The organism is Aliivibrio sp. 1S128, assembly GCF_001691065.1.
Taxonomy (GTDB): domain Bacteria; phylum Pseudomonadota; class Gammaproteobacteria; order Enterobacterales; family Vibrionaceae; genus Aliivibrio.
Genome location: NZ_MAJV01000058.1, coordinates 121,701 through 136,786, shown reverse-complemented (window position 1 = coordinate 136,786; position 15,086 = coordinate 121,701). Strand labels below are relative to the sequence as shown.

Here is a 15,086-nt window from a genome sequence, read left to right as displayed (position 1 = left end):
TTTTTTCAAGACGAACGAGGCTAAGATAAGATTTCGATATTAATTTTATCAATGGGTTAGCTGTTTTTTTATCGTCTTTTTTGTTGTGTCTCCTCTGGCTTAACGTCAGTCATTATCCTTATTATATTTGCCTTTTGGCTATCTCGGTCGCGTTATTCCCACATACTCCACGAGAGTAGGCATCAATGGTGGCAGGCCGCTTACCTTGCAGAGTTAAGTTGGTAAGGTGTAATTCATAAAGGCGATGATATCGTTCTAGTTCGGTTGGGATCATGGTGTTTACTCCTGTTATCCTCCATCAAAACGATGGAGGTACAGAGAGTATGGACGATACCGGTTTTACTCTGCCGCTAAGCGGCTTCGTTCACAAATACATTAAGACAGATTTCCAACGCTTGGAATTTTTTCATTCCATCGTTGGGTTTTGTGTTTATGGTGGTATGGTTTAGTTTTGTGTCAGCGTTGTTTACACCTAATTTGGCGTTACATGCTAAAGTTGTCTCCTTTGGGATACGGCGCTATAGTTTAACCAGATTTGATAATTAGAGGTTGCTATGCCAGAGATAGATGCATTGCTTGGACTTTTTGTTTGTATTTTTTCGATAACAAGCAGCATAAATTGCCTCATATTCATGTCAAATATGGTAGTTATGAGTTAATCATAGCAATTGAAACAGGTGAGTGCTTAGAAGGTTATTTGCCAAATAAGCAACGAAAACGAGCAGAAGCTCACATTGAAAGTAATCGAGTAAAATTGATGGCAATGTGGGAACAAGCTGTTGCTGGTATTAATCCGGGTAAATTATAGGTGACGTATGTTAAAAGTAATTGATGTTGATTTGGTAGCTGACTTTACACTTGAGCTTACTTTTAGTGACGGTTATGCCGGTGAAGCAAACTTAGCTGAGTATTTCCAAAAAGAAGTATTTAGTCATGTGACTAATTTTCAAAAGTTTTCATTAACGGCTGAAGGCTCTCTTGATTGGGGTGGTGTTGAGTTATCAGCGGCAACGTTAAAAGAAATCACGGTTGGTAGTTATACTGAATCTGATTTAACGCCTTTTGACGTTAAAGAAATTGAAATGGTAATTAAACAGGCATCATGGGATTCAATGCAGGAAGGTCGAGCTGACATTTTGCAAGCGGCTATCCGCTCTTATGTTGAACTATTTGGTCACAGTGTTGTAATTGAACGTGCAGGAATTAAAAGTAGAACGAGTGCTTATCGTTCCTTAAAACCTGAAACAACACCAAGTTTTGGTACTTTGGTTCAACTGGGTCATGCAGTTATTGAATTGGCTAAAGATAGAGTATCTGCTCATTCTTTGAGTAGCATGTAACAAGCGTTTAAGACAGTTCCCTAACGCTTGGCATTTTTCATTCCACAGTAGGGTTTTGAGTTTACGACGGTCTGGTTAGGCTTCACAAAGGGAATTATGAAGATCAATATTCGAAATGCAGACATCAAAGATGTTCACTCAATAGCTTTGGTTCACGTGACTTCTTGGGCTCAAGCTTATGATGGTTTGCTACCTAAGTCGTTCATTGAACGTCGACAAAAGTTATGGAGTAACACGCTATCTGATAACTTAGCATCAGTACTTGTTGCTGAGATGGGTAATGAGATTGTTGGATTTTTAAGTTATCGAAAGCCTCGAGGCGACCAATCGAGTAATTCTATCGAGCTTAATTCTCTGTATGTAGCTCCTAGCTTATTTGGCCGTAGTATTGGCAGTGACTTATTCGATTATTTTGAGAAAGGTCTGCTTAATAGCTCTTATACACAGATAGTATTATGGGCTTTAGACACCAATCAAATAGCTTTGAATTTTTATCGTAAGCACGGTTTTTGTGAAACGGGGCTTCAAGGTAAAGAACGTCTTGATGGCACTATTCTAAATGACCTTCAAATGGTTAAGTCGATAAAAGCCTAACAAATAAATCACTCATAAGGAAATTCATGGAAGAACTTCAAGGTGGGCGTGAAGGGCTGGTTTTTCGCTCTGAAAACAAGATTTATCGACCTCGTGGTAAGTGGTCTGAAACCATACATAGTTTGTTGTCCCATATTGCCGAGAATGGCTTTAATGCAGCCCCTAAGCCTTACGGTTTTGATGACAAAGATAATGAAATCTTATCTTATGTCGAAGGAGAGGTTTTCAATTACCCGCTAAAAGGTAATATTGCTACGACTGAAGCGCTGACTTCTGCTGCTAAACTACTTCGTTTATACCACGATGCATCTAGTTCGTTTCTATCACATCATTCGACTGAATCATTAGAGTGGATGCTTCCCAGTAGAGAACCAATGGAAGTTATCTGTCACGGAGACTACGCGCCATACAATGTTGCATTGATTGGCTCAGAAATCGTGGGTATTATTGACTTTGATACTGCGCATCCCGCGCCGAGAGTTTGGGATATCGCTTATGCCGTGTATTGTTGGGCTCCATTCAAAACCAATGAATACGATGCCATGGGGGATTTAAGATCTCAATCTATACGAGCCAAGCAGTTTTGTGATGCTTATGGTTTGCTTGAAGTTGATCGTTTGGTTTTAGTTAAAGCAATGACAGAGCGAGTTCAATCGTTGGTTAACTATATGCATAATGAAGCAAGTAATGGCAATCAAGCTTTCATCGAAAATATCAAAGACGGTCACCATTTGGCGTACCTAGCAGATATTCAATATTTGAATGACAATGAGCAGTATATTACCGATGTAGTGGTTGGTGAAAAGTGCTTATAACAACGCTTTTAAGAGGTTAATTATGATCCCATTAAATACATCAATTGTGTCAGGCGTGGCATTATCTAAAATTGATGGCGAAGTGAAAATATTACTCATGAAAAGAGTCAAAGGTGGCTTTTGGTGTCATGTTGCAGGCTCAATTGAAGAAGATGAAACTGGCATTGATGCTATCATTCGTGAGTTCAAGGAAGAGACTCAAATTGAAGTGTCAAACCTATACAACGCGCAGTTTTTAGAGCAGTTTTATGAAGCGAGTGTGAATGTAATTCAGCTTATCCCTGTTTTCGTTGTGATGTGCTCACCAGAGCAAGAGGTGGTTCTAAATGAAGAACATACAGAATATAAGTGGTGTAGTTTAGAAGAAGCGCTAGAGTTGGCTCCATTTCCAAATCAACACGCAGTGTTTAAGCATGTGTGGTCGTATTTTGTAGAAAAGCCAGTCAATGCGCTTTATCGGGTAGATGTCGACGAATAAACAATTAAAATCTTTTATGGAGGCGTGGCGTAATGAGCAATCGTGATCTATTTCAGAGTTACAACCACTTTTCAATGCAACCAATGGTCGCTATTTTCTCAGATCCCTACGGTTACTGGTGAATAAAAAGGCAATCAACATTCATTTTGTGAATTATTACTTTCTGCGCCTGATCGAACTTATCAAATATGTTATGTTTTATAAATAATAAATAAGCCAGAATTATTCGCTAGGTAAATAATGAAAAGCAGTGGTTTCACTCTAATAGAACTCGTCGTCGTAATCGTTCTTCTTGGTATTCTTTTAGTCGTTGCCGCGCCTAAATTTCTCAATTCACAATCAGATGCACGTATCGCTGCATTGGATGGTTTTATTGCACAGTTTCATACGGCAGATACTATAGCAGTGAGCAAAGCGGCCATTACGGGAGTTGATGATAGTGATGGGGATGTGTTGTTACCTGGAACGGATGTGTACGTGAACCGTGGTTATATCAGTTTAAAAGCCGATAATGTAAAAAATGCGATGAATACAACAGGTTATTCAATGGAGAATTTTATGGGCAATAATATTCCACTACTAATGATTGGCTTGGGAGAGGATGTCGATTTTAGTAAATCGAGAACGGAGCAATGCTTTGTTATGATTTCAAGAAGCTTTGGTAATTTTGGTGCTAACAATCAACTCGCTTACGGTGAATTAAAGATCACTAAATATTACCGAGATTGTTAACCCACCACATCTCACGGCATTAATCCCTATGTAGCTGAGAATTTAACGGTCAATCTTGTTAACAGTATAATAGATTGAATTCGTCAATTAATCGATTTTGGGTAGATTAAAACGCCAAGTTACTTCTCGTGACTTGGTGTGTTTCTCGTTTTAGCTCATCAATTTTAGGTATAGTAATAAATACATTGTATAGAATTAAAGATAGGAGAATCAATGTATGACTACTATTAATGAACTTACCGTATTTTTTGGTTGGTGCTCCGTAATCAATATGGTTTTTTTAGTTTTCGCTGGGTTATCTATTTCCTTATTTAAAGGTTTTATTATTAACGTTCACAGTAAAATACTGAGTATTCCTCCATCAGAGCTCCCTATATTGTATTTTAAATATTTGGCTAACTATAAAGTTGTAATTTTGATTTTCAATCTAACGCCGTACATAGCATTAAAATTAATGGGTTAGCTCATATTGATGTGCATGTTAGTGGCCTGTAACGTATATCGTGGTCGGTTTCTAGCCTTTAAGTATTTAAGTTAAGGGCTAGAAGGTTCAAATAGGATTAACGTTAATTTTTTTTATCTTTTAAAATATCACAAGCTTTAGTCATTGCGTTATCAAGGTTTTCTAATCTTCCTGCACCAACAGGCCCAAGCACACTGGAATATAAAGCAAATTTTTTGTCAAACGGTAAATTTAACTGGTCATATAATTTTTGTCTGATTTGCGCGTATTGAGCAGGATCTGCGTTTGTTAAATCTGTCAACGTGTCATAGACGAGTGATGTTGTATCCATAGTTTTATCTCCATATTGTCATCTAATATTATGGCTATTATAGGACGGATTTTTAAAGATATCCGTCACATAACAAAATGAAATACTCTTTTAAAGAGGAGAAAATTGGAGGCGCCAGTTAATGACTAATAAATTATCTATTAGTCATTAACCTAAAGGTTAGATAACATTATTATCAGTGGTCTGCTAAAATTCAGTAATAAAACTTAAACCAGTTTTATATAGTACGTATATCATAAGTATTGGTTTATTAATGTGTAATAATGCCCTTGGTTCTGGACTGGGTATTGTGTTTTTAGTTTGTATTTACATGGTGTAGGGAGTGGTTTGTGAAGATAGTAAGCATCGATAATAGTAATGAACAGGTGTACGCCAATCTATATCAAGGCTATGCGGCAGAGTTTTCAAAAATTATAGACGATAAACCAAATGAAAATGGTTTGTTTGAAATATACCCAAAAATTGAAGGTAAGGTTTCAGGCTATTTATTGTATGTTGATGGCATTCCTGCAGCGCTCACTGCAATTATGGAAAAGTCACCAAAAGAGTATGAGATTTGTGATTTTTACGTTTTACCCTGTTTTCGTAAAAATAAAGTAGGTAAAAATTTCATCTCAATTCTTTTTGAACGTTTTAGAGGCTCTTGGGAAATAAAACAAGTTGCTGGTGCTGATCATGCAGTGAAATTTTGGCAAGATGTGGTTAATGATTATACAGCAGGTAGATTTGTTGAGGATAAGTACGTTGATGAAAAATGGGGCTTAGTGACAAGGCAGCGTTTTAATCACAATGTCGATAATTAAATCAATAGTATACGTTTCTTAGTCCAGAAATTATCGTTTAAAAGAGTAGATATATTATGAATAATAACGGAGAGATCATTGAGATCCTACGTGAGCGAATTCCATCGTTTGAATGCACAAAAGGTTGCCATGATTGTTGTGGTCCAGTCACAACCTCTTCGGAAGAAATGTCACGTCTGCCAGTAAAAACGGATGCAGAGCATGAAGCCGCATTGGATGAATATAACTGCGTACATTTAGGACCGAATGGATGTACGGTCTATGAAGAACGTCCATTAATCTGCCGACTGTTTGGAACAACACCTCGAATGGCTTGTCCAAATGGTTGCCGTCCTGAAGAAATGATAGATGTAAAAACTGAGCGTCAAATTCATTATTACATCGCGAATACACGACAAGTTTTGGTCTAATGCTCTCTAAATAAATACAAATAGTACCAATATTAACGATTTTGATTACCCACGATAACCTCATGTTATTGTGGGTTTTCTGCTTTAGGGATCAACATTATCGTGTTTATTAACAATAGTCCTCTACACTTTATAAAGACAATATAATTAATATTGGGAGGATGACATGGAATTTTTACATGAAGAAAAAATACATTGTCCATATTGTAATGAGCAGATAGTAATCCTTATAGACAAAGAAGATCTTGAACATGAATATGTTGACGATTGCAGCGTGTGCTGTCGGCCAATTAGCATTCAAATATCAAGTGATGACAATGATGAATTATTAGTAACCGTTCGTGATGAAGACGAAGCTTAAATTCTTATTTAAGAATATAGGCTATTAACGTTTCACTTTGTCGAGTGTTTCTCTTTTAAATCGTTAAAATTACGTTATGGCTTTACTTACGACGCTGCACTTTCTATCCAGCCAGATAACTGTTTTGCTTGTTTAAAAGCATTAAAATGATCTTCTACACGTTCTCTGGCCATTTTTCCCATCTTTGTTCTTTCGTTAAAAGTGAGTTGAGCAAATTGTTTAATACTTTGTTGTAGTTCAGCCACATTTTTTTCATTAACTAAGTATCCTGTCTCTGACGTAACAATTTCTTTGCATCCCATTATATTGGTTGTAATAACCGGAGTCCCGACAGCCATCGCTTCTTTTAAAACTAATGGACCAGTATCAACACATCCAGTCTCAGAGAAACAAAAGGGAGCAACTAAGCAATCATAGTTTACTAAGTTTTCCTTTACCCAGCTATGTGGTTTTGAGCCTAAGAAATGTACATGGTTTGATAATCCTTGTTGAATGGCTTGGTCTTTTAATTGTTCTTCCATTTCTCCTGTGCCGATAATATCTAATTGAATATTAAGTTGTTTAGCAATGGGAGCTAAAGCGTCAATTAAATGGTGGATCCCTTTTTGTTCAACTAATCGTCCAAGAAAGACAAACGTTAACTGTGTTGAAGGTATTTTGGGTTGAATGACGAATTGCTCGGTTTTTACACCACAATGCAATAGCTTAATATTGCCAGAAGCCATATGTTCAAAATCGCGTTGCATATCTTTACAAACGGTAACCACAAAATCACTGGCAATGATTTTCTTGTCTATATCATAGGCCGTTTCATAGACGTCATGACCGTGAGCAACAAATGAACAGGTGATGTTAAGCAGTTTTGCCGCGACAATAGCATGGGCGGCAGTGTGTTGGCAGAAATGAGCATGAATATGTTCTGCTTTTATATCAGCCAGTTGCAGTGCTAATTTTAACCCATAATTAAAGAGTGATTTTTTAGGAAGATGCTCTTGTTCTCGTACGAATTTTAACGCCTTTAGAATGCCAGGAAAAGTAAGGTTTTTATACATGCTTGTATGTATATCCTTGCCTATCTTAATGACACTGTAGTCAAATTGTTGTTTAAGATCTTCAATTTCAAAAGTTAGAACGCACACCTCATGGCCACAGGCTTTAATAGAATCGACCTCTGTTTGAATAAAGGTTTCACTAAGCACTGGGTAGGTGGGTGAGATAAAAGCCACTTTCTTCATATTTAAATCCTTTAATGCTGGTTTATATTAATATAGCAAAATATAGACCAATAAAAAGTGATTAAATATCAAGGTATTATATTGTTAATGGTGTTTTTATAAGGGTTTTCTCAATATGACAATCAATATGAAATAATGTGGAAACTTCGCTTTATTATCTTTTCATTTTAAGAAATTTAAAGAATATTCCATTAAATTCAATTGGTTATATTTTGGCATAAATTCTGCTGTAATAAATTATTACTTAGAATGTTGAGAGGTGAGCTTTATGGTTAAGGTCTCTATTATTATTCCGACATATAACTGTTTACTTTTTTTACCAAAAGCGATTAACAGTGTACTTGAACAAACACATAAAAATATTGAGCTAATAATAATTAATGATAATAGTAATGATGGAACAACAGACTATTTAAATGAGTTAACTGATAAAAGAATTAAAACAATAACGACGAATGGCGTAGGTGCTTCCCAAGCTCGAAATCTAGGCATTGCCAAAGCTTCAGGCGAGTTTGTTGCATTTTTAGATGCCGATGATTTTTGGTTACCAGAAAAGCTGGCATTACAGTTAGCACTGCATACAACGTATCCTAATTTAGCGATGAGTTTTACTAATTATGATCATTTAACCGAAAGCTACCAATCAATAGTCGATTGTTTTAGCTATTGGGAGCAATTTAAAGAACGAAAAGAAGAATTCATTATATTAACTAAACCTCTTGATTTTATTATTAAAAATAACGTTATTGGCACATCTACTGTTATGCTAAAAGCCAATGTATTAGACAAAATTAATTGGTTTGATGAGAGCTTAAAATATGGTGAAGATTGGGAATTATGGCTAAGGATCTGTGAAAGCCATGACGTTGGTGTGCTGAATTCTGTTCAAACTGGTTATTTGATGCGTCAGAGTTCAACAACACAAACGGATGGATTGCGATTGAAAAATCTCAAATGCATTGAATCTATTTTGGATCATTATAAAAGTAAAAAACAGCGTTGGAATTTGTCTTCTTCTGCTCTGAAAAACGCAAGAGCTAGAATTCTTGAAGGGTATGCTGATTATCACCGTGGTTTACAGCAGTACAGTTCTGCAATCGGATATGGTGTTTATTCGTTATTGCTTGTCCCTCAAAAGCGAAGAGTGCGTAGTTTGCTTGGTGACTGTAAAAACCTTTTACTGCCGACTTAAATAAGGAAGACAAATGGACTCGCTAAAGCAACCAGCCTATTACGCAGTAGGGATCTTGATGATGAAAGGGATCTCACTCATTATGATCCCTTATATTACCCATAAAATGACGCTTGAAGAATACGGCTCTTTAGAGTCTTTAATCTTACTTGCTGATATAGGAACGATCTTGTTTGGGTTTGGTATTGTTGATGCAATGTACCGTTATGTCGGCGTATCTAAAGGAGAAGAAAAACGTAAGCTAATATCTAATTGCTTTACTTTAAGTGTATTTGTTTGTCTTGCTGGTGGTTTTTTAATGTTAATTAGCTTACCTGCATTATTAATGATATTACCGGTTAAATTTTCTGCCTATCAAATAGGCTTGCTACTTATACCAACGATGCTTGATGGCGTGATATCTATTCCTTTAACATTATTACGTATGAATGCAATGGCGAAGCGTTTTTGCTTTCTCAACGTATTTAAAGGTTTGCTACAAGCATTAATGACATTCTGTCTTTTAGAGGCTGGTTACGGTATTGACGGGGTTCTTATTTCAGGTGCGGTATCAAGTATTATGTTGTTACTGTGTTTATTAGGTTATCAATGGAAAGAAATGGGACGGTTTGGTCACCTTAAATCGTCAAAATTGGTGTTGAGTTTTGGGCTTCCAGTGTTGGTCGGTGGTGCGTCCGTATATATGATTAATGGATTAGATAGGTGGTTTTTAGCCAGTTTTGTGGGTGTAGAAGAACTCGCTGTGTATGCCGTGAGTGCTAAATTTGCATTAATACTTGGATTAATCCTCCAACCTTATGCATTGTGGTGGTTCCCCAATCGTATTGCTATATTTCAGTCTGATAACAGCAAACAGCAATGTGCAGAAAAATCCTTGCTTGGTGTAAATCTTGGTGTTGTTATGGGGACTTTTTTAATTCTAACCGCTCCTGGTGTTATTACATTACTTCTACCGAGCAGTTATAGTTTAGCTGGCACTATTTCCGTCGTTTTACTCACTATCGGTATGATTAAGAATGCAGGGGATTATTTGAATTTTGGTTGTTATAGCGGGAGTTCAAGTCATTCCCAGATGTGGGTACAAGGGCTTTGTGCTGTTGTTGCCGTTGCTGGGTATTTTGTTATTACCCCAATTTACGGTCTATGGGGGGTAGTAGGGGTTCTTGCTACCGCTTATACATTGCGCTTGGTTTTATTGTATATGGTTAGCCAATCTATGGAATACCTCCCTTATGACCATGTTAAATGGATTATATGTATTGTGATTGCTTTACTGGCGATTACGTTAAATCATATTTTAAACAGGGTATTCGTTAGTGTTCCTGATCTTGTTCTTGGTATATTGGTTAGTGTTGTTGCTCTGCTGAGTTTTATAATGTGTGGCATTATTCCGTTCCCTAAGACTGGAATTATGGCGTTTAAACAGAATAAGAACAGTCTCCAATAAGTACCTTTTGTATCTACAGACATACATTATGAATTGACGGGTATTTTTTGTTCTCTTTTTAATCACTGAATGTTAAGTTTGAAATGTATTACGCAGTAATAAATATATTAATAAGACGTAGATTATAAAAGGGACGAATTTGCAAAACCTATTTAGAGAAAAGATCGCGACTACTATATATACCTTTATTGCTCTTCTCGCGTTTGCAGCTAATTCAGTTTTATGCCGCATGGCGTTAAAGGGGGAGATGATAGATGTATCTAGCTTTACTATTATTCGCCTTCTTTCTGGAGTGCTAATGTTTACGGTTTTGCTTAGTTTTACATCGAATCGAACTCAAAAAAAGCCTAAACAGAATGAAAGGCGTTGGCAGTCTTCGATATTACTCTTTGTTTATGCGATTACCTTTTCATTGGCTTATGTCTCACTAGATACGGGAACGGGGGCGTTGGTTTTATTTGGTGCCGTTCAATTGACCATGATTGTGTATAACGTGCTTAAAGGAAGTAAGTTGCATTTTTTTGAATGGTTTGGTATCGCTATCTCTTTTTCCGGCTTAGTCTATTTAGTATATCCCACATTAACGACTCCAACTGCGTCTGGTTTTGTGTTAATGCTCGTCTCTGGCATTGCATGGGGAGGATATACGTTATTTGGTAAACAGTCGACGACGCCTCTTATTGATACGGCGTCTAATTTTACATATACCATCCCTTTAGTGTTAATACTGTGCCTGTTTTCTATATCAACGCTAGAACTTTCAAATAAAGGAATAATACTGGCAGTTATGTCAGGGGCTTTTGCGTCTGCATTAGGATATACGATATGGTACCTAGCCCTTAGAGGGTTGTCTTCAACGCAAGCTGCGGTAGTCCAATTATCTGTTCCTGTAATTGCCGCGATTGGAGGGGTGATATTTGTCTCTGACCCTATTTCTGAAAGATTAGTTCTCGCTTGTATCCTTGTGTTAGGTGGGATATTCATTGTTGTGGCTAGTGGAATTAGAATTGATAATCAAAAAGATAACCGCTAATCTGTCGGTTATCTTGATACGAACATGATGAAGTTTTAACATTGTTTTTTTTATAAATAGGGATCAAAAATGTCAGGAATTACTGATTTAGACGTATTATTAGCATCAATGTCCCCAAAATTAATGGATGGTGAGTATGTGTTTTGTACGGTACAAGGCTCACTGGCTGAGTATGTTAAATATAATCCATTAGCTACATATCAAGAACATGAGGGCCTAACGTTAGTACTGCCGCTAAAAGAAGCAAACACAGGCAATTTTGAATTCGATGGTGTTTATAAATTAATTACCTTAATGATTCATTCCAGTTTAGATGCAGTAGGCTTAACGGCAGCAGTAGCGAGTAAGCTAAAAGATCATGGGATTAGTGCTAATGTTATTGCCGCTTATTATCATGACCATATTTTTATTCAAAAAGACAAAGCAGTTCTTGCGTTAAAGGCGCTAAACGAATTTAGTCAATAAACATAAACATAAACATAAACAGAAACAGAAACATAAGATGGACATTAAATGAGAACGCGTAATTTGGGAACCGTGCTAATGGTATTTTTAACTGGATGCAGTGCTCATTTAGACCCTCTTGATGGGCCGATTTCGATTTTTGATATTAAGCCTCAGGTATTCACTTATACAGAGTTGAATAGCACTCAAGATATCTTGTGGGAAAAAGCTCGACGCCACATTATGTCTACTTATGGTAAAAGTCAGCCAATCTTGCGAGTTGAAAACAAATCGAGAGGAGCCTTACTTGGTAAAGGGGTTATTCGATGGAAAATATCGGCATCTACCAGTAATACATATTGTAACTCTGAATACGATATTCGATTTATGAGTAGAGATAACAAAGCACGCTTGCAGTTACTGCTTTTGCCTAATGTGTCAGGTGATTCTGAATGTGATAATTTAGTGCTGCCTTCTAAATATGGTTATGAACAGATACTTAATAAATTTGAGTTCATGTCTAATAACCTTGAATTGGCGTTAACCACTCAATCTAAAATCTAATCAATTACCTTCAATATTAATGTTGTTGTGATTTATTTATTAATCATCACTGTGTTGAGCCATCTCCTTATCCTAGACTGACTACCATGGACAGTAAAAGAGAGGGATTTCAATGGGAGTTAAGAACACGATCACAACAATTATTCCTATCGGTTTTAGCTTGTTGTTACTAACGACAAATTCAGTTTTTTCTGAATCGACAGACTTTTCTTTGCCTAATCACAAACCCCTTCCTTACTTTGATGAATGGCCACAAATACAGAGTGCGATCCCAAAGCGCGATTATATTGAAGAAAGAGTCTCTGATATTGTGGCTCAAATGACTCTGGGTGAAAAAGTGGGTCAAATGATCATGCCTGAATACCGTCAAATAACCCCAGAAGAAGCGAAACTGTATAAAATTGGTTCAGTACTTAATGGGGGTGGTGGTTGGCCTAATGAAAACAAGCATGCATCAGCTATGGATTGGGCTTTGCAATCAGATCAATATTGGATTGCTTTAGATGAGGCTTATGCTGGTCGAGGGTTTAAAGTTCCATTTTTATGGGCAATCGATGCCGTTCATGGTAACAATAATGCCTATGGAGCCACATTATTTCCTCATAACATTGGATTAGGCGCGGCAAATAACCCTGAACTACTGTTTGAAATTGGCCGAGTGACGGCAAAAGAAGTCGCAGCGACAGGGCTTGACTTGACCTTTGCTCCAACCGTTGCCACACCGCGAGACTATCGTTGGGGAAGAGTGTATGAAGGGTATTCTGAGATCCCCGACATTACCTATCAATACGCGAGTGCGATTGTTCAAGGCTTACAAGGAAATGAAAAAGAGCTGCGCTCTGAGACTCAAGTGTTATCTACCGTAAAGCACTGGCTTGGTGATGGTGGGACATATAACGGGGTTGATCGCGGTATCAATTACTACACAGAAGATCATTTACGTAATATTCATGCAATGGGCTATTTCTCTGCACTTGAAGCGGGCGCGCAAGTGGTTATGACGTCATTTAACTCTTGGCAGAATAACCATAAAGACAAATCAACGACCGCAACAGAGATAAGTAATGATCGGTTTGGTAAGCTTCATGGCAGTCATTATCTGATTACTGACGTATTAAAAGAAAAAATGGGGTTTGATGGCATAGTCGTTACCGATTGGAATGGTCATGGAGAAGTCAAAGGCTGCACTAACATGAGTTGCCCTAAAGCGGTGAATGCGGGTAATGATTTATTCATGGTGACAGACAATAAAGATTGGAAAGCCTTCTATAAAAATGTGATTAAACAAGTTAAAGATGGGCAAATATCAATGGAACGAATTGATGATGCCGTTACTCGTATTTTACGCGTTAAGATGCGAGCGGGGTTATGGGAGAAACCGAGACCGTCTTATCGACGTCTTGCTGGCGAGCAACAATTACTAGGAGCGATTGAACACCGTAAAGTCGCTCGACAAGCCGTAAGTGAATCTCTGGTCTTATTGAAAAATGAAAACCAAATATTGCCATTTAAACAACGTAATCAGAGTTATTTGGTAGTAGGAAGTGCCGCGAATGACCTTCAAAAACAGACCGGCGGTTGGACGCTAACTTGGCAAGGGAATGAAAATAAATCACAGGATTTTGTTAATGCAACCACGACATTAGATGCGTTTAGAGAAATGGTTGGAGATAAGTATGTATATACCGCTGTCAATCAAGCGCCGATGGATGCTATTGCCGTCGTAGTGATTGGTGAAGACCCTTATGCAGAAATGTATGGTGACATTAAAGCACACCAAACGTTGGCATATTCAGAGTTAAAACCAAGTTATGCAAAAGACTTACAACTAATTGAACGTCTTAAAAAGAAAGGTTTTATTGTAGTAACCATCTTGTTCTCTGGTCGTCCTTTGTATATTAATCCTGAATTAGCATTATCCGATGCTTTTGTTGCTGCGTGGCTACCAGGAACAGAAGGCGGTGGCATTACCGATGTTTTATTTGCTAAAGAGGGCGCTGACTTTACAGGTAAACTGTCTTACTCTTGGCCAAACAGTAAATGCATGACCACCATTAATCAGAACAGCCAAAATATACCCCATTATCAGGTTCCAGAGTTTGAGCAAGATACCAAAGCGTTTGTTCCATTGTTCCCATACGGATATGGATTAAACTATTCTTCTAAACCAAAGGCACCAACCAGTCCTGCTTTATTTATGGATAAACGTCAGTGGGGCTGTGGTGAAACAAAAGTAAAAGATCGTCCAACGACGGATCTTGAAATATTCAATCGAGAAGCGACTACCACATTTGTGCCTAAGATGAGCGGGCAAGTGACAAAATGGAAAGGAACGTTTATCTCTCGTTCTAAAAAGATCGACGTCGGTAGTGCTTCAAGCTTGCCTCTTAATTATAAACATCAGCAAGACGCATTAAGAATGGATTTTGGAAAACAACTTCCTATGCAATTTTATCTGCAAACGCCCGATAAAAGAGGGATAGATATGCGTCATTATTTAGCCGCTAACTCAACATTAGAATTTGATATCGCGGTGAAAGGTGAGATCCCTATGTCACTGAAACTGGCCACTCACTGTGTTTACCCTTGTGGTGCGATGGCTCTGATACAAAAAGAATTAAAAGCTATTGTTGAAGCATCCAATTCTGAATGGGTAACGATGAAAGTGCCTTTACGTTGTTTTGCAGATAACGGGGTGAATTTCTCAAGCATTAATACGCCCTTTCTTTTATATTCTGACGAACCGTTTGAGTTTGATATCGGTGAAATTCGGTATGTACCTAGTGGCGAGGAAGTAGAAAAAGAGGTGGTGGATTGTGATATTTTTAAGTCGATTTAATATCA

General features: G+C 37.4%; 17 protein-coding genes and 2 pseudogenes. 16 read left to right on the top strand and 3 right to left on the bottom strand.

Annotation, left to right across the window (positions count from 1 at the left end):
* Positions 1–163: 163 nt before the first annotated feature.
* Positions 164–274 (bottom strand): annotated as a pseudogene (locus A6E03_RS20450) (integrase); the annotation flags it as partial.
* A gap of 280 nt (positions 275–554) precedes the next feature.
* Here A6E03_RS20450 and A6E03_RS08380 point away from each other — a divergent pair.
* From A6E03_RS08380 to A6E03_RS20550, 7 genes and pseudogenes are all read left to right on the top strand, one after another.
* Positions 555–822: pseudogene (locus A6E03_RS08380) on the top strand (DUF4160 domain-containing protein).
* Positions 816–1,340: a DUF2442 domain-containing protein gene (locus A6E03_RS08375; protein ID WP_065600611.1), complete on the top strand. Its 525-nt coding sequence runs from the start codon at positions 816–818 to the stop codon at positions 1,338–1,340. The pseudogene A6E03_RS08380 and the gene A6E03_RS08375 overlap by 7 nt, the downstream one beginning before the upstream one ends.
* Before the next feature lie 96 nt (positions 1,341–1,436).
* Entirely contained in the window at positions 1,437–1,934 is a 498-nt protein-coding gene (locus A6E03_RS08370; RefSeq protein ID WP_065600610.1) for a GNAT family N-acetyltransferase, read from the top strand.
* A gap of 26 nt (positions 1,935–1,960) precedes the next feature.
* A complete protein-coding gene (locus tag A6E03_RS08365; protein ID WP_065600609.1) occupies positions 1,961–2,749 on the top strand; it encodes a phosphotransferase enzyme family protein in 789 nt (262 codons plus the stop codon).
* A 22-nt stretch (positions 2,750–2,771) separates the two neighbouring features.
* Positions 2,772–3,227, top strand: coding sequence for an NUDIX pyrophosphatase (locus tag A6E03_RS08360; RefSeq protein ID WP_065600608.1), 456 nt, complete (start codon positions 2,772–2,774; stop codon positions 3,225–3,227).
* A gap of 240 nt (positions 3,228–3,467) precedes the next feature.
* Positions 3,468–3,959, top strand: a complete 492-nt coding sequence (locus A6E03_RS20540) for a type II secretion system protein (RefSeq protein WP_065600607.1) — start codon at positions 3,468–3,470, stop codon at positions 3,957–3,959.
* 217 nt (positions 3,960–4,176) lie between these two features.
* A complete protein-coding gene (locus A6E03_RS20550; RefSeq protein WP_065591174.1) occupies positions 4,177–4,422 on the top strand; it encodes a DUF6868 family protein in 246 nt (81 codons plus the stop codon).
* A gap of 103 nt (positions 4,423–4,525) precedes the next feature.
* Here the strand turns inward: A6E03_RS20550 and A6E03_RS08345 are convergent, their stop codons facing one another.
* A complete protein-coding gene (locus tag A6E03_RS08345) occupies positions 4,526–4,753 on the bottom strand; it encodes a PAS factor family protein (protein ID WP_065600606.1) in 228 nt (75 codons plus the stop codon).
* 329 nt (positions 4,754–5,082) lie between these two features.
* Here A6E03_RS08345 and A6E03_RS08340 point away from each other — a divergent pair, with 329 nt between their 5' ends.
* From A6E03_RS08340 to A6E03_RS08330, 3 genes are all read left to right on the top strand, one after another.
* Positions 5,083–5,556 carry a GNAT family N-acetyltransferase gene (locus tag A6E03_RS08340; protein ID WP_065591172.1) on the top strand — a complete coding sequence of 158 codons (474 nt, stop codon included), beginning with the start codon at positions 5,083–5,085 and terminating at the stop codon, positions 5,554–5,556.
* A gap of 56 nt (positions 5,557–5,612) precedes the next feature.
* Positions 5,613–5,966, top strand: coding sequence for a YkgJ family cysteine cluster protein (locus A6E03_RS08335; protein ID WP_065591171.1), 354 nt, complete (start codon positions 5,613–5,615; stop codon positions 5,964–5,966).
* 166 nt (positions 5,967–6,132) lie between these two features.
* The gene (locus A6E03_RS08330; protein ID WP_065591170.1) at positions 6,133–6,327 is read left to right on the top strand and encodes a CPXCG motif-containing cysteine-rich protein; all 195 of its coding nucleotides are present in this window, start codon (positions 6,133–6,135) and stop codon (positions 6,325–6,327) included.
* An 86-nt stretch (positions 6,328–6,413) separates the two neighbouring features.
* Here A6E03_RS08330 and A6E03_RS08325 read toward each other — a convergent pair whose 3' ends face one another.
* A complete protein-coding gene (locus A6E03_RS08325) occupies positions 6,414–7,562 on the bottom strand; it encodes a glycosyltransferase family 4 protein (RefSeq protein WP_065600605.1) in 1,149 nt (382 codons plus the stop codon).
* A 268-nt stretch (positions 7,563–7,830) separates the two neighbouring features.
* Between A6E03_RS08325 and A6E03_RS08320 the strand changes: the two genes are divergently transcribed.
* The 6 genes from A6E03_RS08320 to A6E03_RS08295 all read left to right on the top strand — a co-directional run bounded on the left by A6E03_RS08320 (position 7,831) and on the right by A6E03_RS08295 (position 15,081).
* Complete coding sequence (locus tag A6E03_RS08320) at positions 7,831–8,754, top strand: glycosyltransferase (RefSeq protein WP_065600604.1); 924 nt, start codon at positions 7,831–7,833, stop codon at positions 8,752–8,754.
* Positions 8,755–8,767: 13 nt separating this feature from the next.
* Entirely contained in the window at positions 8,768–10,201 is a 1,434-nt protein-coding gene (locus tag A6E03_RS08315) for a lipopolysaccharide biosynthesis protein (protein ID WP_065600603.1), read from the top strand.
* A gap of 139 nt (positions 10,202–10,340) precedes the next feature.
* Positions 10,341–11,234, top strand: coding sequence for a DMT family transporter (locus tag A6E03_RS08310; protein WP_255310611.1), 894 nt, complete (start codon positions 10,341–10,343; stop codon positions 11,232–11,234).
* Positions 11,235–11,303: 69 nt separating this feature from the next.
* Positions 11,304–11,699 carry an ACT domain-containing protein gene (locus tag A6E03_RS08305; protein ID WP_065591166.1) on the top strand — a complete coding sequence of 132 codons (396 nt, stop codon included), beginning with the start codon at positions 11,304–11,306 and terminating at the stop codon, positions 11,697–11,699.
* A 48-nt stretch (positions 11,700–11,747) separates the two neighbouring features.
* Positions 11,748–12,242 (top strand): hypothetical protein, encoded by a 495-nt coding sequence (locus A6E03_RS08300; RefSeq protein ID WP_065600602.1) that lies wholly within the window; start codon positions 11,748–11,750, stop codon positions 12,240–12,242.
* A 112-nt stretch (positions 12,243–12,354) separates the two neighbouring features.
* Positions 12,355–15,081: a glycoside hydrolase family 3 protein gene (locus A6E03_RS08295; RefSeq protein ID WP_065600601.1), complete on the top strand. Its 2,727-nt coding sequence runs from the start codon at positions 12,355–12,357 to the stop codon at positions 15,079–15,081.
* The last annotated feature ends 5 nt before the right edge of the window (positions 15,082–15,086 follow it).

Bases quoted from the DNA above. Each gene is read 5' to 3' on its own strand.
- A6E03_RS08330 (WP_065591170.1), top strand. From the start codon at position 6,133: ATGGAATTTTTACATGAAGAAAAAATACATTGTCCATATTGTAATGAG.
- A6E03_RS08305 (WP_065591166.1), top strand. From the start codon at position 11,304: ATGTCAGGAATTACTGATTTAGACGTATTATTAGCATCAATGTCCCCA.
- A6E03_RS08345 (WP_065600606.1), bottom strand. From the start codon at position 4,753: ATGGATACAACATCACTCGTCTATGACACGTTGACAGATTTAACAAAC.
- A6E03_RS08335 (WP_065591171.1), top strand. From the start codon at position 5,613: ATGAATAATAACGGAGAGATCATTGAGATCCTACGTGAGCGAATTCCA.
- A6E03_RS08325 (WP_065600605.1), bottom strand. From the start codon at position 7,562: ATGAAGAAAGTGGCTTTTATCTCACCCACCTACCCAGTGCTTAGTGAA.
- A6E03_RS08300 (WP_065600602.1), top strand. From the start codon at position 11,748: ATGAGAACGCGTAATTTGGGAACCGTGCTAATGGTATTTTTAACTGGA.
- A6E03_RS08315 (WP_065600603.1), top strand. From the start codon at position 8,768: ATGGACTCGCTAAAGCAACCAGCCTATTACGCAGTAGGGATCTTGATG.
- A6E03_RS20550 (WP_065591174.1), top strand. From the start codon at position 4,177: ATGACTACTATTAATGAACTTACCGTATTTTTTGGTTGGTGCTCCGTA.
- A6E03_RS08295 (WP_065600601.1), top strand. From the start codon at position 12,355: ATGGGAGTTAAGAACACGATCACAACAATTATTCCTATCGGTTTTAGC.
- A6E03_RS08370 (WP_065600610.1), top strand. From the start codon at position 1,437: ATGAAGATCAATATTCGAAATGCAGACATCAAAGATGTTCACTCAATA.
- A6E03_RS08360 (WP_065600608.1), top strand. From the start codon at position 2,772: ATGATCCCATTAAATACATCAATTGTGTCAGGCGTGGCATTATCTAAA.
- A6E03_RS08375 (WP_065600611.1), top strand. From the start codon at position 816: ATGTTAAAAGTAATTGATGTTGATTTGGTAGCTGACTTTACACTTGAG.
- A6E03_RS20540 (WP_065600607.1), top strand. From the start codon at position 3,468: ATGAAAAGCAGTGGTTTCACTCTAATAGAACTCGTCGTCGTAATCGTT.
- A6E03_RS08365 (WP_065600609.1), top strand. From the start codon at position 1,961: ATGGAAGAACTTCAAGGTGGGCGTGAAGGGCTGGTTTTTCGCTCTGAA.
- A6E03_RS08320 (WP_065600604.1), top strand. From the start codon at position 7,831: ATGGTTAAGGTCTCTATTATTATTCCGACATATAACTGTTTACTTTTT.